Raw genomic sequence first — 21,765 nt, 5'->3', positions numbered from 1 at the left:
ATCATTACGCAATCCAGACGTGACCAAGTCGCCTGCCCGTCTTAATCGACCACCGCGAGGATGCCCGGGTCCGATCTTTCTCTCCTTCGAGAGGACCCCGGTGTCTCCTGTCCCTCTTCGCCATGCGGGCGCGCTCGGCGCAGTCGCCGCCACGCTGGCGCTCGGCGCCCTGGTCGTCCCCCGGGCCGCCGGCGCCGCTCCCTCGTCCGACGCGCTGATCGCCGAGGTGTACGGGGGCGGCGGCAACTCCGGCGCCACCCTCACCCAGGACTTCGTCGAGCTGGCCAACCGCGGCTCCCAGCAGGTGTCCGTGGACGGCTGGAGTGTGCAGTACCTGCCGGCCTCGCCCGGGCCGACCTCGAAGTGGCAGGTGACGAGGCTGACCGGCGGCATCCCCGGTGGTTCGCGTTACCTGGTCGCCGAGGCGAAGGGCAGCGGCGGCACGGTCGCCCTGCCCGCGCCGGACGCCACCGGCTCGATCAGCATGTCCGCGACGGCGGGCACCGTCGCCCTGGTCACCGGCTCCGACGCGCTCACCTGCCTGACCGCCGCGGACTGCGCGGCCGATCCACGGATCCGCGACCTCGTCGGCTTCGGCGGCGCCATGGTGCGCGAGGGCGCCTCCGCCCCGGCGGCGAGCAACACGACGTCGGTGAGCCGCGGGGCCGGCCTCGCCGACACCGACGACAACGGCGCCGACTTCGCCACGGCGGCGCCGACGCCCACCGGCAGCGGCGGAGGGTCCGGCGACCCGTCGCCGACCCCGACGCCCACCCCCACCGACCCGCCGACCCCCGGCGGCATACGGATCCACGACATCCAGGGCACGACGCGGATCTCCCCGGACAACGGGAAGTCCGTCACGAACGTCCCGGGGATCGTCACCGGGGTCCGGGCGACCGGCTCGTCGCGCGGGTTCTGGTTCCAGGACCCGCAGCCGGACGACGACCCGCGTACGAGCGAGGGGCTCTTCGCCTTCACCGGATCCAGCACACCGGCCGTCAACCCGGGCGACTCGGTGCTGGTCTCCGGCACGGTCAGTGAGTACTACCCCGGCGGCGCGTCGAGCGGCAACCAGTCGGTCACCGAGCTGACCAAGCCGAAGTGGACGGTGCTCTCCTCCGGCGACCCGCTCCCGGCCGCGTTCGCCCTCGGCCCGGACACCGTCCCCGCGGCGTACACACCGGACGCGGGCGGGGGCGGCATCGAGCCGCTCGCGCTCCAGCCGTCCGCCTACGCGCTCGACCGGTTCGAGTCGCTGGAGGGCATGCGCGTACGGGTCGACGACGCGCCGGTGATCGCGCCGGCCAACGAGTACGGCGAGCTGTGGGTCACCACGCGACCGGCGGACCACCGCAGCGTCCACGGCGGGGTCCTGTACTCCTCCTACGACGACCCGAACAGCGGGCGGCTGGAGATCACCTCGCTGCTCCCCGGCTCCTTCCCGCAGGCGAACGTCGGTGACGAGCTGACCGGCACGACCGAGGGCCCGCTGGACTACGTCGGCTACGGCGGGTACGAGATGCAGGCCACCGCCCTGGGCGCCCTGCGCGACGGCGGTCTCACCCCGGAGGTCACGCGCCGGCAGGAGAACAAGGAGCTCGCGGTCGCCACGTACAACGTGGAGAACCTCGCGCCGGGCGACGCCCCGTCGAAGTTCGGCCGGCTGGCCGAGGGCGTGGTGCACAACCTGGCGACGCCCGACATCGTCGCCTTGGAGGAGATCCAGGACAACAGCGGCGCGGCCGACGACGGCACGGTCGCGGCGGACGTCACGCTCGGTAGGTTCGTCGACGCGATCGTCGCCGCGGGCGGCCCTCGCTACCAGTGGCGGGAGATCGACCCGGTCAACGACTCCGACGGCGGCCAGCCGGGCGGCAACATCCGGGTGGCGTTCCTGTTCAACCCGGACCGGGTGTCCTTCATCGACCGTCCCGGCGGGGACTCGACCACCCCGGTGCGGGTCGTCGCCGACCACGGCGACGCCGGGCTGTCGGTGTCGCCCGGACGCGTCGACCCGGCGAACGCGGCCTGGACCGACAGCCGCAAGCCCCTGGCCGGCATGTTCGAGTTCCACGGGCACCGGGTGATCGTGGTCGCCGACCACTTCAACTCCAAGGGCGGGGACCAGAGCCTGCACAGCCGGTTCCAGCCGCCGGCCCGGTCGTCCGAGGTACAGCGGAGACGGCAGGCCGCGGTGGTGCACGGGTTCGTCGAGGACCTGTTGAAGGCCGACCGCAAGGCGAACGTGGTGGTCGTCGGGGACTTCAACGACTACCAGTTCTCCCCGGCCCTGCAGACGCTCACCGCCGGTGACGTGCTGCACGACCTGATCGGCGACCTGCCGCTTCCGGAACGGTACAGCTACGTCTACGACGGCAACTCGCAGGTGCTGGATCACATCCTGACCAGCCCGCGCGTGAGCGGCGGCGCCGACTACGACGTCGTGCACATCAACGCCGAGTTCGCCGGCCAGACCAGCGACCACGACCCGCAGGTCGTCCGGCTCCGGCCGAAGGGCTGACCCGCCCGGCCTGACCGCCCGGCCTGATCCGTACCGCCGTCCACGGCCGTGATCCACGCCTCCGCGCGGGTCACGGCCGTGCCGCGGATCCGGGAGCCCGGCACGGCCGAGCAGAACCGATACGCGCGACCGCGGTGGGGTGGTAGAGCGCCCCGCGCCCGGGCCGGGGGCGGTGAAAGGCGGGGCGCACGGCGGATCCGTGCACGTGCGGGACGCCCTGGGTGAGGTTCCCTCGCCGATCAGGTGTGCGGAGAAGCACGTCGTAAGGGGCATTACTCTGACGGGCATGGCCCCCCGCCCCGACGCCCCGCCGAGCACCGCGGAGGTGAAGCTCGCCCACATCAAGGCGATCACCGACGCGGCGCTCGCGCATATGAGCGTCGACGACGTCCTGCGAGAACTCCTGGTGCGGGTGCGCGAGATCCTCGAAGCCGACACCGCGGTCGTCCTCCTGCTCGACCCGTCGGGCCGGCAGCTCATCGCGACCGCCGCCCAGGGCATCGAGGAGGAGGTCTACCAGGCCGTCAGAGTGCCGGTCGGCAAGGGTTTCGCCGGGCGGGTCGCCCAACGACGAGAGCCAGTGATCATCGATGACGTCCGTACGGCGGACATCGTCAATCCGCTGCTCATGGACAAGGGACTGCACTCGCTGCTCGGTGTTCCGCTGGTGAGTGGCGGCGCGCTGCTGGGCGTCCTGCACGTGGGCACCATCCGGGCCCACCGCTTCACCGGTGAGCAGGTGGAGTTCCTGCGGATGGCGGCCGACCGCATCGCCCTCGCCGCGCGGTCGCTGTTGTCGGAGACCGAGCAGATGGCCGCCCGCGAACTGCAGCGGAGCCTGGTCCCGGCCGCGCTGCCGGAGGTGGACGGCGTCGAGATGGCCGTACGGTACAGCCCGGGACGGGCGAGCGTGGGCGGCGACTGGTACGACGTGTTCACGCTTCCGTCCGGTGAGCTTGGCCTGGTGATGGGAGACGTCGCCGGGCACGGCCTGCAGGCGGCGGTCATCATGGGCCGGATGCGCAGTGCGCTCCGCTCCTATGCCCTCGAGTCGGACGACCCGGCGACGGTGCTGCACAAGCTCGACCGCAAGATGCAGCACTTCGAGCCCGGGGCCATGGCGACCGTCCTGTACGCGATCTGCGACCCGGACCTGGGGTCGGCCAGGGTGTCCTCGGCCGGCCACCTGCCCCCCGTGCTCGCCTTGCCGGGGAGCCCGGCCGTGTCGCTGGAACCACAGATCCCCTCCGGCCTGGTGATCGGCGCCGACACCACGGTGAAGCGCCGCACGTCCACGGTCGAGATCCCGCCCGGCGCGCTGTTGTGCGTCTACACCGACGGGCTCGTCGAACGACGCCACGACTCCATCGACGACGGCATCGGCCGGCTGTGCGACGCCGTGCGCGCCGACCATCCCGAAGCGGTCTGCGCGGCGGTCATGGCGGCGCTCGTCGGCCGCGAGCCGATGCAGGACGACGTCGCGCTCCTCGCGTTGCGGCGCGCCGCCGCCTGAGACGTCCCGTCAGGGCGCCGGCCGGGAGATCGAAGGCGCCGTGATGGCGCGCCGGTGGCCCGCCCCGCGCGCGGGCACGGCCCAGGTACGGACCGCGGACGCGGCGTGGAGCGACGCATCGGTCCTCCGATCGGAGAAGGGGTGTCCCGCGCAAGCGTCGCGGCCGGCGGCGGCGATGGCCCTACCGTGGGCCACCCGATCGGACCGGGGGCTGTCCCCAGGCCCGTTGGGCGGGCGGAGAAAGGGACCTTCGTCTGTGGCGCGGTGAGGGGCGGGCCGTGTGTGCTGGAGAAGATCAAGACGGAACCGGGCCGGGTTCACGGAGCGGACCCGCCCGGACGGTGGAAGAGGTGACCGATGCGGGTGCTGTCGGAGTCGCGGCTGGCGGCGGTGCTGGCAGGACTGCCGCACCGGCCGCGCGTGGTGGCCGGTGGTAACTTCGCCACCCCCTGGCAGGCGCTGGCGATCCTGGACGGGGCGGTCGCGGAGTACGGGCTGTTCGTGCTCAACGGTCAGGCGGGCCTGCCGGACCGGGAGGGGGTCGTGCTGGAGACCCCGTTCGTCGGCGTGGGACAGCGCGGGCGGGCGGGCCTGCGGTACTTCCCGTGCCGGCTCTCGCTGGTGCCGCACCTGCTGAACGAGATGCTGACGCCCGACGTCGTGATCGTGCAGACGTCCCCGCCGGTGGACGGAACCGTGTCCCTGGGCATCGAGGTGAACGTGCTGCCCGCGGCGATCGAGGCCACGCGGGCCCGTGGCGGGCTGGTCATCGCGCAGGTCAACCGGCAGATGCCGTACACGTTCGGCGACGCGGTCCTGCCGGTCGGCGAGGTCGACTACGCGATCGAGGTCGACGGCCCCCTGGCGGTGCCGGCGCGGCGGGAACGCGGCGAGGTGGCACGGGTGATCGGCGAGCGGGTCGCCGCGCTCGTACCCGAGCACGCCACGTTGCAGCTGGGCATCGGCGCGGTGCCGGACGCGGTGCTGGACTCGCTGCGGACCCGGCGCGGACTGGGCATCTGGTCGGAGATGTTCAGCGACGGGGTGCTCACCCTGGAGAAGGCCGGAGCGCTGTCGCCGGCGAACCCGATCACCGCGTCCTTCGCGTTCGGCTCACCGGAGCTGTACGACTGGCTGGACCGCAACGAGCGGGTACGGATGCTGCGCACGGAGAAGACCAACGACCCCGGGCTGATCGCCCGGCAGTCGCGCCTGGTGTCGATCAACTCGGCACTGCAGGTCGACCTGTTCGCCCAGGCCAACGCCGCGCGGGTGCACGGGACGATCTACTCGGGCTTCGGCGGGCAGACCGACTTCGTGGTCGGCGCGATGCACTCTCCCGGGGGCCACGCGATCATCGCGCTGCCGTCCTGGCATCCCAAGGCCGACGTCTCGACCGTGATCCCGCGGCTGGCCGGACCGGTCACCTCCTTCCAGCACAGCTTCATCGTCAGCGAGCAGGGCACCGCCGCGATCTGGGGACACGACGCGGTGTCCCAGGCGCAACAGATCGTGGACCGGGTCGCGCATCCCGACGCCCGTGAGGAACTCCGCGAGGCGGGCCGCGACCTTGGATTCGCGCTGCGCTGACCGCGGCACGAGTCACGGAAGGCGGGACGAGCGGCGACGTCACGCGCCGGCGGCTGTACCGTCATGGCATGACCACCCCCATCAAGGTCTTCCTCCTCGATGACCACGAAGTCGTGCGACGGGGTGTCGCCGCCCTGCTGGACTCAGAGGACGACATCACCGTCGTGGGCGAGGCCGACACCGCCGAACGCGCGCTGGCCCGGGTGCCGGCCCTCAAACCGGACGTCGCGGTTCTGGACGTGCGGCTGCCGGACGGCGACGGTGTGTCGGTGTGCCGTGAGCTCCGCTCACGGATGCCGGAGCTGGCCTGCCTGATGCTCACCTCGTTCTCCGACGAGGAGGCGCTGTTCGACGCGGTGATGGCCGGCGCCGCGGGGTACGTGCTCAAGCAGATCCACGGCTCGGACCTGGTCGGCGCGGTCCGCACGGTCGCGTCGGGCCAGTCGCTGCTCGACCCGCGCAGCACCGCGCAGATGCTGGAACGCCTCCGCCGGCGTCCCCGTCAGGATCCGCTCGCGGACCTCACCGAGCAGGAGCGCAAGATCCTCGGCCTCATCGGTGACGGCCTGACCAACCGCCAGATCGGCGAACGCCTGTTCCTGGCGGAGAAGACCGTGAAGAACTACGTCTCGGGCATCTTCCTCAAGCTCGGCATGCACCGCCGTACGCAGGCGGCGGCCTTCATCACCCAGCTCCGCGCGGATCGGCCCGCCGGCCCGCCGCAGGAGTAGGACCACCGCACGCCGGCGTCGTTGATCGCGGGACGAAGGTCCTGTCGGCGGTACGGCTTTGGCCTCTGCGGTGTGCGGGGTGGTTCGCGGTTGAGTGAGATCAGCCGGAACCGCTCCGGCGCCGCCTGAATGAGGTGAATGACGATGGCCGTCACCGACCGCCGCCCCGCTGCCCACCGCCTGCACCTGCCCGCGTTCCGCGCCGAGCCGGTGATCGAGCGTCCCGCGGCCCGTTACGTGTGGGCTGTGGCCCGCATCGCCCTCGGTTTCGTGTTCGTCTGGGCGTTCGTGGACAAGCTGTTCGGGCTGGGGCATGAGACCGCCGCGAAGCAGGCGTGGATTCACGGTGGCCACCCGACGCTGGGGTTCTTGAAGTTCTCGGCGGCCGGTCCGCTGAAGGGCTTTTACCACGGCATCGCCGGTGCGGTGTGGGCGGACTGGATGTTCATGCTCGGCCTGGCCGGTATCGGCATCGCGTTGATGCTCGGCGTCGGGATGCGGATCGCCGCGGCCGCCGGTGCGGTGATGCTGGTGATGATGTGGAGTGTCGTTCTTCCTCCGGCCAACAACCCGTTCATGGACGACCACCTGATCTACGCCCTGCTGGTGATCGGCCTGGCCCTCGTCGGCGCCGGTGACACCCTCGGCCTGGGCCGCCGGTGGGCGAAGACCGGACTGGTCCGCCGCCTCCCCATCCTCAAGTGACCCGCCCCATCCCGGCAGCACGGCACCGACGGAGGTCGAGATGACGACGATCGCAGCCGAGAGGGCGACGGAGCAGTCCGCCTGGCGCGGCTTCCTGGGCACGGAGTGGCGGGAGCGCGTCGACGTCCGCGCCTTCATCCAGGCGAACCACGAGCCGTACGAAGGCGACGCGTCCTTCCTGACCGGACCGACCGAGCGCACCCGCGAGGTCTGGGAACGGCTCAGCGCGATGTTCCCCGAAGAGCGCCGGCGCGGCGTCTTCGACGTCGACGCCGCGACGCCGTCCTCGATCACCTCGCACCGCCCCGGGTACATCCTCCGGGACCGCGAGCTGATCGTCGGACTGCAGACCGACGCTCCCCTGAAGCGCGCCATCATGCCGAACGGCGGCCTCCGCATGGTCGAGAAGGGACTGGCGGCGTATGGGTACGAGCTGGATCCGACGGTCCGCACGATCTTCACGGAGTACCGCAAGACGCACAACGACGGCGTCTTCGACGCCTACACCCCCGAGATCCTGAGGGCGCGGCGCTCCCACATCATCACCGGCCTGCCCGACGCGTACGGGCGTGGCCGCATCATCGGCGACTACCGGCGGGTCGCGCTGTACGGCGTCGACCGCCTGATCGAGGCCAAGCGGGCCGAACGCCGCCGGCTCGACGAGCAGCCGTCCTCCGCCGACGTCATCCGGGACCGGGAGGAGCTCGCCGAGCAGCTCCGCGCGCTGGACGAGCTGAAGCGGATGGCCGCCTCGTACGGTTTCGACATCTCCGGCCCGGCCCGCACCGGCCGGGAGGCGATCCAGTGGCTGTACTTCGGCTATCTCGCGGCGGTCAAGGAGCAGAACGGCGCCGCGATGTCCCTCGGGCGCACCTCCACGTTCCTGGACGTCTACCTGCGGCGCGACCTCGAAGAGGGACGCCTTGATGAGAGCGGCGCCCAGGAGCTGATCGACGACTTCGTCATCAAGCTGCGGATCGTCCGGTTCCTGCGCACGCCGGAGTACGACGAGCTGTTCTCCGGCGACCCGACCTGGGTGACCGAGTCGATCGGCGGCATGGCCGAGGACGGCCGGACGCTGGTCACCCGGACCTCCTACCGCTACCTGCAGACCCTGTACAACCTGGGTCCCGCGCCGGAGCCGAACCTGACGATCCTGTGGTCGCCCCGGCTGCCGGAACCGTTCAAGCGGTTCTGCGCCCAGATCTCGGTCGACACCAGTTCCGTGCAGTACGAGAACGACGACCTGCTCCGCCCGCGCTACGGCGACGACACCGCGATCGCCTGCTGCGTCTCGGCCATGGAGGTCGGCCGGAAGATGCAGTTCTTCGGCGCCCGCGTGAACCTCGCCAAGGCGCTGCTGTACGCGATCAACGGCGGCCGGGACGAGATGACCGGCGAACAGGTCGCCCCCGCCTCCCCGCCGCTGACCGGCGACGTCCTGGACTACGACCAGGTGACGGCCGCCTACGACCGGACGCTGGACTGGCTCGCCGCGACGTACGTCGACGCGCTCAACGTCATCCACTACATGCACGACAAGTACGCCTACGAGCGCATCGAGATGGCGCTGCACGACCATCCCGTCATGCGCACGCTCGCCTGCGGCATCGCGGGACTGTCCGTCGCGGCCGACAGCCTCTCGGCGATCAAGCACGCGAAGGTCCGCGTGATCCGCGACGAGACCGGCCTCGCGGTCGACTACGCCGTCGACGGGGAGTACCCCTCCTACGGCAACAACGACGACCGCGCCGACCGGATCGCGGTGGACCTGGTCGAGTCGTTCATGGCCGGGATCCGGCGCCGCCCGGCGTACCGGAACGCCGAGCACACCCTGTCGGTGCTCACCATCACCTCGAACGTCGTCTACGGCAAGCACACGGGGAACACCCCGGACGGCCGCCGGGCCGGCGAGCCGTTCGCACCCGGCGCCAACCCGATGAACGGTCGTGACCGCCACGGCATGGTCGCCGCCGCGCTGTCGGTGGCGAAGATCCCTTACGACCGGGCGCGGGACGGCATCTCCCTCACCGAGACGGTCACCCCGGCCGGCCTGGGCCGTACCCGTGAGGACCGGATCACCGACCTCGCCGGGGTCCTCGACGGCTACACGGACGCGGGCGGTTACCACATGAACGTCAACGTGCTCGACCGCGCGACGCTGCTGGACGCGATGGACCACCCCGAGAGGTACCCGCAGCTCACGATCCGGGTGTCCGGGTACGCGGTGAACTTCGTCCGGCTGACCCGGGAACAGCAGCGCGACGTCATCGACCGCACCTTCCACGGATCGTTGTGACCATGACGACCCGCGATGAGGTACTGCGCGAGGCGGCCGCCGAGTGCCGCGCCCCGGAGGCATCCGGGGCGGGGACCGGTGCCGTGCACTCCTGGGACCTGTCCACCGGCGTGGACGGTCCCGGGACGCGGTTCGTGGTGTTCACCGGCGGCTGCCCGCTGCGCTGCCTGTACTGCCAGAACCCCGAGACCTGGCGGATGCGGGACAGCCGCCGCGTCACGGTCGATGAGCTCATGACCGAGATCGAGAAGTACCGCCGGTTCATCTCCGTCGCCGGCGGCGGCGTCACGGTCAGCGGCGGCGAACCCCTCCTTCAGCCCGCCTTCACCGGCGAGCTGCTGCACCGCTGCCACGAACTGGGCCTGCACACCGCACTCGACACGTCCGGCTTCCTCGGCGACCGCGCGAGCGAGGCCCTGCTCGCCGACACCGACCTCGTCCTGCTCGACATCAAGGCGTGGAACCCGCGGACGTACCGCGCGCTGACCGGCGGTGAGGTGAGCCCGACGCTGCGGTTCGCCCGGCGCCTCGCGGACCTGGGTGTTCCGGCCTGGGTGCGGTTCGTGCTGGTTCCGGATGTGACGGAGCACGAGGCCGACGGCATCGCGTCGTTCGTCGCGACCCTGCCCAACGTCGAGTACGTCGACGTTCTCCCGTTTCACCGTCTCGGCGCCGCCAAGTACGAGAGCCTCGGCCTCCCCTTCCCCCTCGCCGGCACCCGCCCGCCCGACCCGGACCTGGTCGAGCGCGTCCACGCCGTCTTCCGCGCCCACGGCCTCCGCCCCCGCTGACCCCGATTCCCCGGAATCAGCTCCGGGACCCGGCCGGCCGGGTCAGCGGGGGAGGTCCCAGCCGCGGCGGGGTGGGCGCCGGCCAAGAGTCGTGTCGTGGCTGCGGTAGACGATGTACGGGCGGGTGAGGTAGCCGACCGGGGCCGTCAGCATGTGGACGAGGCGGGTGAACGGCCAGATCGTGAACAGCAGCAGGGCGCTGAGCGCGTGCAGGCGGAACAGGATCGGCACGCCCGCCATGGACCCGGCGCGCGGGTGGAGGAAGAACACCGACCGGAACCACGGCGAGACGGTCTCGCGGTAGTCGTAGCCGCCGCCGAGAAGGTTCGCGGCGACCGTGGCGGACAGGCCGAGCAGGATCACGAGCGTCAGGACGGCGTACATCAGCTTGTCGTTGCGCGTGGTGGCGGAGAAGACGGGCCCGACCGTACGCCGCCGGTAGATGAGGATGGCCAGGCCCGCGAGGGTGCACAGGCCCGCCACCGTGCCCAGCGCCACCGCGGTGACGTGGTACATGTGCTCGCTGACGCCCGCGGCGGTGGTCCAGCGCTTCGGAACGACCAGGCCGCCGATGTGGCCGAGCAGCACGACGAGGATGCCGAAGTGGAACAGCGGGCTGCCGACGCGGAGCAGGCGGCTCTCGTACAGCTGTGAGGAGCGGGTGGTCCAGCCGAACTTGTCGTACCGGTAGCGCCACACGTGGCCCAGCACGAAGACGGCGATGACGACGTACGGGAGGGCGACCCACAGCAGGGTGTCGGTGGTGGTGACCTGGTGGGCGGGCGCACCGGAGTACATGGACGGGCCGGTGGCGGTCATCGTCGTGCTCCTGACGTGTCGGGACGAAGGCCGGACAGGGACGGGTCGCCGCCGAACGGCGCCAGGCCGACCTCTTCTTCGGGCGGCCCTTCGGCGGCCAGCCGGGCGACGGCCTCGTGGTGCCGGCCGGTCAGCGGGGGCAGGGTGGCCGACACCGCGTCGAGGACGGCGCTCCACGGCGAGCCGGCGTCGGTGAGGGCCAGGCGCAGCAGTTCCAGCCCCGCCCGGTGCTCGGACAGCAGCCGCCGGCCGGCGTCGGCGTCGCCGGTGGCGGCGAACTCCAGGACGACGGCCAGGTGGTCGGGCAGTTCGCCGTCGTCGAGGATGAGACCGGCCGCGGTGTACGCGTGCTTGAAGCGCAGGAGCGCCATACCGCGCTTGCGGGTGTCGCCGTAGGCGTAATAGGTCAGGTAGAGGCAGCACCGCTTGCGGTGGTCGAACGTCGCGACGTAGTCGGCGGCCAGGTCGGGCGGCGGCGTGGCGTCGAGATGGTCGAGGAAACGGGTGAGCGGCGCGGCCACGGCGGGCGGCAGGCCGGCGACGGCGCGGCGCAGCAGCGGGCGCCGGCCGAGCAGTTCCTCGTCCGGGTAGCCGAGGAGCAGCGAGGCGGCCTGCCAGGCGACGGCGCACTCGGCGTCGGTGAGCGCGCTGGTCGCGCGCCTGCGGCCGATCACGGCTTCGGCTCCGTCTCGGCGGCGCCGGAGTCGGCGGGCGGGTTGGTCCCGCCGGGACCAGGGCCTTCGTCGCCGCCGCGCGGCGGGAACAGTCCCTCGGGCAGGCCCTTGCCGTCCCAGTTGAGCAGGTTGACGCGGCCACGGAGGTGTTCCCGGCCGGCGGGGACGTCGCTGGTCTGGCGCTGGCGCAGCATGTGGAAGTTCTCCACCGCGATCGGGGCGGCGCCGCCGGAGGTCTCACCGAACGGTCCCCAGCCGGTCATGCCGGGGCCGCCCTCGTAGTCGAGGCTGCACTCGGTGGCGAGTTCCTCGAGCTTGTGCGCGTCCTCGGCGTGCGCGGCGGGGATGACGTACCGGGCGTCGTACTTGGCGAGGGCGAGCAGGTGGTACATCTCGTAGATCTGCTCGCCGGTCATGCCGACCCGGGCGGGGATCGCCTCGTCGGGGTCGCGGCCGAGGTTGAGGTCGCGCATGTAGGACCGCATCGCGGCCAGGCGGCGCAGCACGGCGTCGACCGGGGCCGGGTCGCCGGCGGTGAACAGCTGCGCGAGGTAGTCGACGGGGATGCGCAGCGCGTCGATGGCGGCGAACAGGTTGCCGGCGTTCTCGGCGTCGTGACCGGTGTCGCGGACGACGTCGACGACCGGGGACAGCGGCGGGATGTACCAGACCATCGGCATGGTGCGGTACTCCGGGTGCAGCGGCAGCGCGACCTTGTACGTGTTGATCAGCGCCCAGATCGGGGACCGCTGTGCCGCCTCGATCCAGTCGCGGGGGACGCCGTCCCGTTCGGCGGCGGCGATCACCTCGGGGTCGTGCGGGTCGAGGAAGACGCCGCGCTGCGCCTCGTACAGGTCGGTGTCGTCCGGCGTGGAGGCGGCGTCGAGGACCTTGTCGACGTCGTAGAGCATCAGGCCGATGTAGCGCAGCCGGCCCACGCAGGTCTCCGAGCAGACGGTCGGAATGCCGACCTCCACGCGCGGGAAGCAGAACGTGCACTTCTCCGCCTTGCCGGTGCGGTGGTTGAAGTACACCTTCTTGTACGGGCAGCCGGTCACGCACATTCGCCAGCCGCGGCAGCGGTCCTGGTCGACGAGCACGATGCCGTCCTCGGTGCGCTTGTAGATGGCGCCGGAGGGGCAGGACGCCGCGCAGCTGGGGTTGAGGCAGTGCTCGCAGATGCGCGGCAGGTAGAACATGAAGGTCTGGTCGAACTCCAGCTTGACCTTCTCGGAGACCTCCCGGAGGACGACGTCCCGCTCGCCGGTCTCGGCGGAGCCGCCGAGGTCGTCGTCCCAGTTCGCGGACCAGGACACCTTCATGTACTTCCCGGAGATCAGCGACCGGGGCCGGGCGACCGGGGTGTGCTCCTGCAGCGGCGCGTCGGTCAGCGTCTCGTAGTCGTACGTCCAGGGCTCGTAGTAGTCGCCGATGCTCGGCAGCTTCGGATTGGCGAAGATCGTCAGCAGCTTGCGGGCCCGGCCGCCGGCCTTGAGCGTCAGCCGTCCCCGCTTGTTCAGGGTCCAGCCGCCGCGCCAGCGCTCCTGGTCCTCGTACTGACGCGGGTAGCCCTGACCGGGCCGGGTCTCGACGTTGTTGAACCAGACGTACTCCACGCCGGAGCGGTTGGTCCACGCCTGTTTGCAGGTCACCGAGCAGGTGTGACACCCGATGCACTTGTCGAGGTTCATCACCATGGCCATCTGCGCCATGACCCGCATCAGTACTCCACCTCCTGGCCACGCCGCCGGATCACGGTGACCTCGTCGCGCTGGTTGCCGGTGGGGCCCAGGTAGTTGAACGCGTAGGACAGCTGGGCGTACCCGCCGATCAGATGACTGGGCTTGATGAGCAGCCGGGTGAGGGAGTTGTGGATCCCGCCGCGGCGGCCGTTCGTCTCGGTGCGGGGCACGTCGATGAGCCGGTCCTGAGCGTGGTGCATGTAGACGGTGCCCTCGGGCATCCGGTGCGACACGACCGCGCGGGCGACGACGACGCCGTTGCGGTTGACCGCCTCGACCCAGTCGTTGTCGGAGACTCCGATCTTGCCGGCGTCCTGCGGGCTCATCCAGATCGTCTGCCCGCCCCGGGACAGCGAGAGCATGAACAGGTTGTCCTGGTACTCGGAGTGGATCGACCACTTGTTGTGCGGGGTGAGGTACCGGACGGTGACGCCGAGCTCGCCGGTCTCGCCGACCCGTGGCTCGCCGAACAGATCGTGCATGTTCAGCGGCGGCCGGAAGACGGGCAGTTGCTCGCCGAGTTCGGCCATCCAGTCGTGGTCGAGGTAGAAGTGCTGGCGTCCGGTGAGGGTGTGCCAGGGTTTGAGCCGTTCGACGTTGATGGTGAAGGGGGAGTAGCGCCGCCCGCCGGACTCCGACCCGGACCATTCCGGGGAGGTGATGACCGGGGTGGGCCGGGCCTGGGTGTCGGCGAAGGTGATCCGCTTGCCCTCGTGCTCGGCCGCGAGGTCCGCGAGGCGGGTGCCGGTCCGCTGTTCCACGGCGCGGAATCCCTCGGTGGCCAGGCGCCCGTTCGTGGTGCCCGACATGGCGAGGATCGCCTCGCAGGCGTCGACGTCCCGGGCGAGGGACGGGCGCCCGTCGGCCGGGCCGCCGCGGATGACGCCGTTCTTCTCCTTGAGGTACTCCACCTCGCGGGCCAGGTCGAACGTGACGCCCTTGGTGATGCCGCCGAGGGTGTCGGCGAGCGGGCCGAGCGCGGCCATCTTGGCCGCGACCGCCGGATAGTCCCGCTCGACCACGACCAGCTTGGGCATGGTCCGGCCAGGCACGGGGTCGCACTCGCCGGCCGCCCAGTCCAGGACCCGGCCGTGCGGGGTGGCCAGCTCGTCCGGGGTGTCGTGGGTCAGCGGCACCGCCACGACGTCCTTGCGCACGCCGAGGTGCTTCGCGGCCAGGCGGCTGAAGACCGCGCCGATCGTCTGGAACGCGTCCCAGTCCGTACGGGTCTGCCAGGGCGGGGCGATCGCCGGGTTGAAGGAGTGCACGAACGGGTGCATGTCCGTGGTGTTCAGGTCGTGCTTCTCGTACCAGGTCGCGGCCGGCAGCACGATGTCGGAGAAGACGGTGGTGCTGGTCATGCGGAAGTCCAGCGACAGCAGCAGGTCGAGCTTGCCGGTGGGCGCCTCGTCCCGCCACACGACGTCCTTCGGCCGGGCGCCGGGCGGGGCCTCGGTCGCACGGACGGCGGAGTCGGCGCCGAGCAGGTGCTTGAGGAAGTACTCACTGCCCTTGGCCGAGGACCCGAACAGGTTGGCGCGCCAGACGGTGAGCACGCGCGGGACGTTCTCCGGCGCGTCGGGGTCCTCGCAGGCGAACCGCAGCGCGCCGTTGCGCAGCCCGGCGACGACGTGCTCGCCGATCGGGACGCCGGCGGCGTCCGCCTCGTCGGCGAGGTCGAGCGGGTTGCGGTCGAACGTCGGGTACGACGGCATCCAGCCCAGCCGGGCGGCCTGCGCGATGACGTCGGCGGTGGCCTTGCCCGCCAGGCGCCCGTTCGCGGACGCCGAGGCCAGCGTGTCGGCGCCGAAGTGGTCGTAGCGGTACTGGTCGGTGTGCAGGTACCAGTACGCGGTGCCGATCATCTGGCGGGGCGGCCGGGACCAGTCCAGGCCGAACGCGACCTGAGCGAAGCCGGTGATCGGCCGCACCTTCTCCTGGCCCACGTAGTGCGCCCAGCCGCCGCCGTTGACGCCCTGGCAGCCGGTGAGCGTGGTCAGCGCCAGGAACGCCCGGTAGATCGTGTCGGAGTGGAACCAGTGGTTGGTTCCCGCCCCCATGATGATCATGGAGCGGCCCCGTGACTCCTCCGCGTTCGCGGCGAACTCCCGGCCGATGCGGGCGGCGGCCTGCGCCGGCACTCCGGTGATCGCCTCCTGCCAGGCCGGCGTGTACGGCTGGTCCGCGTCCTCGTAGCCGGCCGGCCACACGCCCGGCAGGCCCTCGCGTCCCACCCCGTACTGGGCGAGCAGCAGGTCGTACACCGTCGTGACCAGGTGCCCGCCGACCCGGCGCACGGGCACGCCACGCCGGAGCGTGCCCGCCGAGCCGTCCGGGGCGTCGAACCGCGGCAGCGTGACCACCACGCCCGGCTCGTCCCCGCCGGCCGCCGACAGCAGCGGGTCCGCGTCACCGAGATCGAGGTTCCACCGGCCCGCGCCCGACTCGCCGTACCGGAAACCCAGCGAACCGTTCGGCACGAGCGGGTGTCCCGTCCCCGCGTCCAGCACCACCGTCTTGAACGCCGCGTGCTCCGTCCCGGCCTCGGCGCCCGGCAGGTCGGCGGCGGTCAGGAACTTGCCCGGGACGTACCCCTCGCCGTCACCGGCCGGCTCCAGGCGGACGAGGAACGGCAGGTCGGTGTACCGCTTGACGTAGTCGGTGAAGTACGGCACCCGCCGGTCGGCGAAGAACTCCTTCAGGATGACGTGCCCCATCGCCATCGCCAGCGCGCCGTCCGTGCCGGGCTGGGCGGCCAGCCACTCGTCGGCGAACTTCACGTTGTCGGCGTAGTCGGGCGACACCGCCACGACCTTCTGCCCCCGGTAGCGGGCCTCGGCCATCCAGTGCGCGTCCGGCGTACGGGTGACCGGCAGGTTCGAGCCCCACATGATGAGGTAGCCGGCGTCCCACCAGTCGCCGGACTCCGGGACGTCGGTCTGGTCGCCGAACATCTGCGGGGACGCCACCGGCAGGTCGGCGTACCAGTCGTAGAACGACAGCAGCGTGCCGCCGAGCAGGGACAGGAACCGCGCGCCCGAGGCGTACGACACCATCGACATCGCCGGGATCGGGGAGAACCCCGCGACGCGGTCCGGCCCGTACGTCTTGACGGTGTGCACGTGCGCGGCGGCGATGATCTCGGTGACCTCGTCCCACGACGCCCGCACCAGCCCGCCCTTGCCCCGGACCGACTTGTACGCGCGGGCCCGCTCCGGGTCGGACACGATCTCCGCCCACGCCGTCACCGGGTCGCCGGTCCGGGCCTTCGCCTCGCGGTACAGCTCCAGCAGCACCGACCGCACGTACGGGTAGCGCACCCGGGTGGGGGAGTAGGTGTACCAGGAGAACGCCGCGCCCCGCGGGCAGCCGCGCGGTTCGTACTCCGGCCGGTCCGGGCCGACCGACGGATAGTCGGTCTGCTGCGCCTCCCAGGTGATGATCCCGTCCTTGACGTAGACCTTCCAGGAGCACGAGCCGGTGCAGTTCACCCCGTGCGTGGAGCGCACCACCTTGTCGTGCGCCCACCGGTCCCGGTAGAAGACGTCCGCCTGCCGCCCGCCCGTCTTGCGCAGCGTCCGCAGGTCCGGGGACACCTCCGCGCGGGTGAAGAACCGGCGGGTGCCCACCAGCGCCTCCGTCAGCGGCCCGTCCAGCCGCGCGCGCCCGTTGCTCGAACTCACCGATCGTCCCCTTCTCCGGTCATGCGACCGCGCTCGTTCCTGCTCTCAGGTGTCACCGGCGACCGGCCGGCCCACCCGTGTCGCTCGTCGTACGGCCGTCGCGGTGAAACCCGCCGCGGCCAGGGCGACGACGCACAGCATCGCCAGGCCGCCGCCGTAGTTCCCGTAGGCGCCGTAGATGGAGCCCATCACCAGCGGGGGTACGAAACCGCCCAGCCCGCCGGCCGCGCCCACCACCCCGGTCACCGCGCCCACCTTGTCCGGCGGGGTCAGGAGGGCCACCAGCGCGAACGTCGCGCCGCTTCCCGCGCCCAGGGCCGCGGCCATCGCCAGGAAGGCGACCGTGCCCAGCGGCACCAGGCCCGGGGCGAACGCCTGCACCGCCGCCCCCACCGTGACCACCCCCAGCGACACGGTCAGGACCCGTACCGCGCCGATCCGGTCGGACAGCCAGCCGCCGGCCGGGCGCATCACCACGGCCAGCGCCACGAACCCCGCCATCCGGTTCGCCGCGTCCGCCTGCCCTAGCCCGTACTCGGTCTTCAGGTAGGTCGGCAGGTACACCGAGAACGCCACGTATCCGCCGAACGCGACGGCGTACAGCGCCGAGGCCTGCCAGGTCACCCGCAGCCGGGCGGTCGCCGCCAGCCGCCGCGCGAGCGGCTCGGCCGGCGCGCTGCGGCCGGGAGCCTCCCGCAGCACCAGCGCCGCCGCCACCGCGTACCCCGCCAGCAGGATCGCGGTGACCACGAACGGCGTCGCCATCCCCTGCGCGTCGACCATCCGCACCGTCGTCAGCGCGCTGATCGCGGTGCCGCCCATCCCCGCGCCGAACACCCCGATCGCCAGGCCGCGCCGCTCCGGCGCGAACCACTGGTTGAGGAACGGGACGCCCACGGCGAACGCCGTCCCGCCGATGCCGAGGAAGAACCCGCCGGTCAGCAGGCCGCCGAGAGAAGAGTGCCCGGCCAGGCCCAGGTACAGCACCGGGATGATGGTCAGCGCCGACACGACCGGGAACATCACCCGCCCGCCGAATCGGTCGGTCAGCGCGCCCACCGGAATCCGCCCGACCGACCCCACCACCACCGGGACCGCCACCAGCAGCGCCTGCTGGAACGAACCCAGATGCAGCGTGTCCTTGAACCGGGGACCGAGGGGGCTCAGCAGCGCCCACGCCCAGAAGTTGACGGCGAATCCCAGCGTCGCCATCGCCAGCATCACCACCGGACGCGCGGCCGATCCCGCGACCCCCGATCCGTCCACCGGCTCGCCGACACGGTTCAGCGGTCCGCGCATGCCCCGCACCCTTCGTCGTCTCGACCGCACGTGGTACGTGATCAGGAGCCGTTCCCGGTTCACCGTCGCGTATGCGCATGATCGACTTTTTCGGCCGGATCCCACCCTGACCGATGCCGGCCGCCCGCGGCAGGGACCTTGGTCCCGTGAGCTCAGGCCCTCGCCGCCGACGGGGGCGAGAGGTGCGGAACTACGATCGGATCATGGTCAACGAAACAGGTAATGGACGCATCGTGGTCGGCGTGGACGGTTCCGAGCCCTCGAAGCGGGCATTGGCGTGGGCGATCGGACAGGCCCGCCTGACCGGTGGGAGCGTGGCGGCGGTCACGAGCTGGCACCTCCCCGTCGCGTACGGGTGGGTGCCGCCGGCGGACATCGACTGGGAGGGGGAGGCGGCCAAGGCCCTGACCGAGGCCGTGCAGGCCGTCGCGGGGAACGAGCCCTCCGTTCCGATCGAGACCGTCGTGGTGGAGGGCAACCCGGCCGAGGTGCTCGTGAAGGCGTCCCACGGCGCCCAGCTCCTGGTCGTCGGCAACCGCGGGCACGGCGGCTTCACCGGGCTGCTGCTGGGCTCGGTCAGCCAGCAGTGCGTGCATCACGCGCACTGCCCCGTCGTGGTGATCCACGACGAGGCCGCGGCGCACGGGGCGGCCTGAGGCTCGCACCCCGGGCGGACGAAGGCCCGTCGGCGGTACGGCTTCGGCCTCCGCGGTGTGCGGGGTGGTTCGCGGCCGAGTGGGATCAGCCACGGGAGAGCATGCGGCGAGAGCCTCCGCTCTCCCCTCGCAGCGGACGAGCGATGCGGAGGGACGTACGGTGACGCTCGGGCTGACCGACGCGCGGGCGGCGGAGATCCGCCGCACCGCCGGTCCGAACGCCGTCCGCAGTCATCGGACCAGCCCGTTCACGGTCCTGATCCGTCAGCTGCGCAGCCCGCTGCTGGTGCTCCTCATCGTCGCCGCGGGCGTGTCCGCCGTCGTCGGCGAGCGGACCGACGCGATCGTCATCACCGTCATCGTGACGATGAGCGTCGGCCTCGGCTTCTTCAACGAGTACCGCGCCGAGCGCGCCGTGAACGCGCTGCACGAACGGCTGCGTCACCGCGCCCTCGTCCACCGCGACGGCCGCCTGGTCTCCCGGGACGTCGCCGACCTGGTCCCCGGGGACGTGGTCGAGCTGCGGCCGGGCACGGTCGTGCCCGCCGACCTCCGGCTCACGGCGGCCCGCGCGATCGAGTGCGACGAGTCCGTGCTGAGCGGCGAGTCCCTTCCGGTGGTGAAGGGAGCCGGTGACACGGCGCTCATGGGCACGGTGGTCGCGTCGGGCATCGCCACCGGGGAGGTCGCCGCCACGGGGGCGCACACGGCGTTCGGGCGGATCGCGACCGGGCTGGGGGAGCGGCAGCAGCAGACCGCGTTCCAGGTCGGGCTGGGCCGGTTCTCGATGCTGCTCGTACGGGTCGCCGCCGTCCTCACCGCGGGGATCTTCGTGGTGAACCTGCTGCTGCACCGTCCCTTCCTCGACGCGCTGCTGTTCTCGCTGGCGATCGCGGTCGGGATCACCCCTCAGCTGCTGCCCGCCGTCGTCACCACCAGCCTCGCGACCGGGGCACGGCGGCTGACCCGCCTGAAGGTCCTCGTCAAGCGGCTGGTCGCCATCGAGGACCTGGGCGACATCGAGGTGCTGTTCACCGACAAGACCGGCACGCTGACGCAGGCGGACATCACGCTGCGGGAGGCCGTACCGGCCGGTGACGGCGCGGGCGACATGACGTTGCTGTACGGCCTCCTCTGCACGGGGATCGGCCGCGCGGAGGCCGCCGATCCGCTGGACGCGGCGCTGTGGCGCGCGCCCGCCGCGCGGGCACTGCCGGCCGATGAGTACCGGCGCCTCGACGACCTGCCGTTCGACCACGAACGCCGGATGGCTTCCGTCCTGGTCGAGGGCCCGGACGGCACACGGTCGATCATCACGAAGGGTGCGCCCGAAGCCGTCTTCGGCCGCTGCGCGGACGTTCCCGGCACGGCGCGCGCCGTCGCCGAGAAGCGTTTCGCGGAGGGCGGCCGTGTCATCGCGGTGGCCACCCGGCCCGCCGGTGACGCCGGGACCCTGACGCGAGCGGATGAGAAGGACCTGCGGCTCAGTGGCCTCCTCGTCTTCGTCGATCCTCCCAAACCCGACGCGGCCGACGCGCTGGCCCGGCTCGCGGCGGCGGGGGTGACGGTGAAGATCGTGACCGGGGACAACCCGCTGGTGGCGCGGAAGGTCTGCGCCGACCTCGGGCTCGGTACCGGAGAGGTGCTCACCGGCGAGGACGTCGACCGGCTCGATGACGACGACCTGCGCCGGGCGATCCCCCGTACGACCGTGTTCGCGCGGATCGGGCCCGAGCAGAAGGCGCGGATCGTCCGGGCCCAGCGTGCGCACGGCCTGGACGTCGCGTTCCTCGGCGACGGCGTCAACGACGCGCTCGCACTGCACGCCGCCGACGTCGGCATCTCCGTCGACTCCGCCACGGACGTCGCCAAGGACGCGGCCGACGTCGTGCTCCTGGAGAAGAACCTCGGGGTCCTGGCGGACGGCATCGTCGAGGGACGCCGCATCTTCGCCAACACCATGAAGTACGTCCTGATGAGCACGGCGAGCAACGTCGGCAACATGTTCTCCGCCGCCGCGGCGTCGGCGCTGCTGCCGTTCCTGCCGATGCTCCCCGGCCAGATCCTGCTGAACAACCTGCTCTACGACACGAGTCAGCTCGCGATCCCCACCGACGCGGTCGATGAGGAGCAGCTCGTCCGGCCCGCCCGTTTCGACCTGAAGCTGATCCGCCGTTTCATGCTCGTGTTCGGCCCGCTCAGCTCGGTCTTCGACCTCACGATGTTCTGGCTGCTGCGCGGGGTGTTCCACGCCGGCCCGCCGCTGTTCCGCGCCTCATGGTTCGTGGAGTCCCTGGCGACCCAGACGCTCGTGATCTTCCTCGTACGGACCCGCCGGTCGCCCTTCTGGCGGAGCCGGCCGGGCGTCGTCGTGGCGTCGGCCGCCCTCGCCGTCGTCGCCGCCGGCGCCGCCCTGCCGTTCACCCCGTTCGCGGCCGATCTGGGATTCTCCCGGGTCACCGGGGCGATCCTCGCCGTCACGGCCGGGATCGTCGTGGCGTATCTGGCGCTCGTCGAACTCATCAAGACGCGGTTCTACCGTGGCCGGCCGGCACCCGCGCCCGGTCGCGGGCCGGATCGGCATCGCGGCCTGCACCGGCGCGCCGCGCCCTTCAGCGTCCCCGCCCCGCTCCGCCGGCCTGGGCGACGGCCGCCTCGGCGACCCGCCCCGTCGACCGGTCCGGGATCGGCTGGTACGCGCTGAGCGCCGTCGGCGCGCCGGCGCGGATTCCTGGGGGA

Annotated in this window: 14 protein-coding genes; 9 read left to right on the top strand and 5 right to left on the bottom strand. The window is 71.8% G+C overall.

The window, feature by feature from the left end; all coding sequences use genetic code 11:
- Window positions 1–100 precede the first annotated feature (100 nt).
- The 7 genes from NE235_RS36155 to pflA all read left to right on the top strand — a co-directional run bounded on the left by NE235_RS36155 (window position 101) and on the right by pflA (window position 10,153).
- On the top strand, window positions 101–2,524 hold the full coding sequence (locus tag NE235_RS36155; RefSeq protein ID WP_252811256.1) for an endonuclease/exonuclease/phosphatase family protein: 2,424 nt from the start codon (window positions 101–103) through the stop codon (window positions 2,522–2,524).
- 286 nt (window positions 2,525–2,810) lie between these two features.
- Window positions 2,811–4,037 carry a PP2C family protein-serine/threonine phosphatase gene (locus tag NE235_RS36150; protein ID WP_252811255.1) on the top strand — a complete coding sequence of 409 codons (1,227 nt, stop codon included), beginning with the start codon at window positions 2,811–2,813 and terminating at the stop codon, window positions 4,035–4,037.
- A gap of 357 nt (window positions 4,038–4,394) precedes the next feature.
- Complete coding sequence (locus NE235_RS36145) at window positions 4,395–5,627, top strand: acetyl-CoA hydrolase/transferase family protein (RefSeq protein ID WP_252811254.1); 1,233 nt, start codon at window positions 4,395–4,397, stop codon at window positions 5,625–5,627.
- A 68-nt stretch (window positions 5,628–5,695) separates the two neighbouring features.
- Entirely contained in the window at window positions 5,696–6,358 is a 663-nt protein-coding gene (locus NE235_RS36140) for a response regulator (protein WP_252811253.1), read from the top strand.
- A gap of 144 nt (window positions 6,359–6,502) precedes the next feature.
- Window positions 6,503–7,063: a DoxX family membrane protein gene (locus NE235_RS36135; protein ID WP_252811252.1), complete on the top strand. Its 561-nt coding sequence runs from the start codon at window positions 6,503–6,505 to the stop codon at window positions 7,061–7,063.
- Window positions 7,064–7,103: 40 nt separating this feature from the next.
- Window positions 7,104–9,362 carry a formate C-acetyltransferase gene (gene pflB, locus NE235_RS36130; protein ID WP_252811251.1) on the top strand — a complete coding sequence of 753 codons (2,259 nt, stop codon included), beginning with the start codon at window positions 7,104–7,106 and terminating at the stop codon, window positions 9,360–9,362.
- Window positions 9,363–9,364: 2 nt separating this feature from the next.
- Window positions 9,365–10,153 carry a pyruvate formate-lyase-activating protein gene (gene pflA / locus NE235_RS36125; protein WP_252811250.1) on the top strand — a complete coding sequence of 263 codons (789 nt, stop codon included), beginning with the start codon at window positions 9,365–9,367 and terminating at the stop codon, window positions 10,151–10,153.
- A gap of 42 nt (window positions 10,154–10,195) precedes the next feature.
- Here pflA and narI read toward each other — a convergent pair whose 3' ends face one another.
- Genes narI through NE235_RS36100 form a run of 5 tightly spaced genes read right to left on the bottom strand, consistent with a single transcriptional unit; the run spans window position 10,196 to window position 18,370 of the window.
- Window positions 10,196–10,972, bottom strand: coding sequence for a respiratory nitrate reductase subunit gamma (gene narI / locus NE235_RS36120; RefSeq protein ID WP_252811248.1), 777 nt, complete (start codon window positions 10,970–10,972; stop codon window positions 10,196–10,198).
- Entirely contained in the window at window positions 10,969–11,646 is a 678-nt protein-coding gene (narJ, locus tag NE235_RS36115; RefSeq protein ID WP_252811246.1) for a nitrate reductase molybdenum cofactor assembly chaperone, read from the bottom strand. Before narJ ends, narI begins: the two co-directional genes overlap by 4 nt.
- Window positions 11,643–13,367: a nitrate reductase subunit beta gene (narH, locus tag NE235_RS36110; RefSeq protein ID WP_252811245.1), complete on the bottom strand. Its 1,725-nt coding sequence runs from the start codon at window positions 13,365–13,367 to the stop codon at window positions 11,643–11,645. Before narH ends, narJ begins: the two co-directional genes overlap by 4 nt.
- Window positions 13,367–17,071: a nitrate reductase subunit alpha gene (locus NE235_RS36105; protein ID WP_252811242.1), complete on the bottom strand. Its 3,705-nt coding sequence runs from the start codon at window positions 17,069–17,071 to the stop codon at window positions 13,367–13,369. The genes narH and NE235_RS36105 overlap by 1 nt, the downstream gene beginning before the upstream one ends.
- A 45-nt stretch (window positions 17,072–17,116) precedes the next feature.
- On the bottom strand, window positions 17,117–18,370 hold the full coding sequence (locus NE235_RS36100; RefSeq protein ID WP_289849747.1) for an MFS transporter: 1,254 nt from the start codon (window positions 18,368–18,370) through the stop codon (window positions 17,117–17,119).
- A gap of 203 nt (window positions 18,371–18,573) precedes the next feature.
- Between NE235_RS36100 and NE235_RS36095 the strand changes: the two genes are divergently transcribed.
- Entirely contained in the window at window positions 18,574–19,026 is a 453-nt protein-coding gene (locus tag NE235_RS36095) for a universal stress protein (RefSeq protein WP_252811240.1), read from the top strand.
- 160 nt (window positions 19,027–19,186) lie between these two features.
- Window positions 19,187–21,730 (top strand): magnesium-translocating P-type ATPase, encoded by a 2,544-nt coding sequence (gene mgtA / locus NE235_RS36090; RefSeq protein WP_252811238.1) that lies wholly within the window; start codon window positions 19,187–19,189, stop codon window positions 21,728–21,730.
- Window positions 21,731–21,765: the final 35 nt, after the last annotated feature.

The organism is Actinoallomurus spadix, assembly GCF_024055725.1.
In the GTDB taxonomy this organism is placed as follows: domain Bacteria; phylum Actinomycetota; class Actinomycetes; order Streptosporangiales; family Streptosporangiaceae; genus Actinoallomurus; species Actinoallomurus spadix.
The sequence above is the reverse complement of the archived record's forward strand: the minus strand, read 5'-3'. Positions and strand labels throughout refer to the sequence as shown.

Bases quoted from the DNA above. Each gene is read 5' to 3' on its own strand.
- NE235_RS36150 (WP_252811255.1), top strand. From the start codon at position 2,811: ATGGCCCCCCGCCCCGACGCCCCGCCGAGCACCGCGGAGGTGAAGCTC.
- NE235_RS36145 (WP_252811254.1), top strand. From the start codon at position 4,395: ATGCGGGTGCTGTCGGAGTCGCGGCTGGCGGCGGTGCTGGCAGGACTG.
- NE235_RS36140 (WP_252811253.1), top strand. From the start codon at position 5,696: ATGACCACCCCCATCAAGGTCTTCCTCCTCGATGACCACGAAGTCGTG.
- NE235_RS36135 (WP_252811252.1), top strand. From the start codon at position 6,503: ATGGCCGTCACCGACCGCCGCCCCGCTGCCCACCGCCTGCACCTGCCC.
- pflB (WP_252811251.1), top strand. From the start codon at position 7,104: ATGACGACGATCGCAGCCGAGAGGGCGACGGAGCAGTCCGCCTGGCGC.
- pflA (WP_252811250.1), top strand. From the start codon at position 9,365: ATGACGACCCGCGATGAGGTACTGCGCGAGGCGGCCGCCGAGTGCCGC.
- narI (WP_252811248.1), bottom strand. From the start codon at position 10,972: ATGACCGCCACCGGCCCGTCCATGTACTCCGGTGCGCCCGCCCACCAG.
- narH (WP_252811245.1), bottom strand. From the start codon at position 13,367: ATGCGGGTCATGGCGCAGATGGCCATGGTGATGAACCTCGACAAGTGC.
- NE235_RS36100 (WP_289849747.1), bottom strand. From the start codon at position 18,370: ATGCGCGGACCGCTGAACCGTGTCGGCGAGCCGGTGGACGGATCGGGG.
- NE235_RS36095 (WP_252811240.1), top strand. From the start codon at position 18,574: ATGGTCAACGAAACAGGTAATGGACGCATCGTGGTCGGCGTGGACGGT.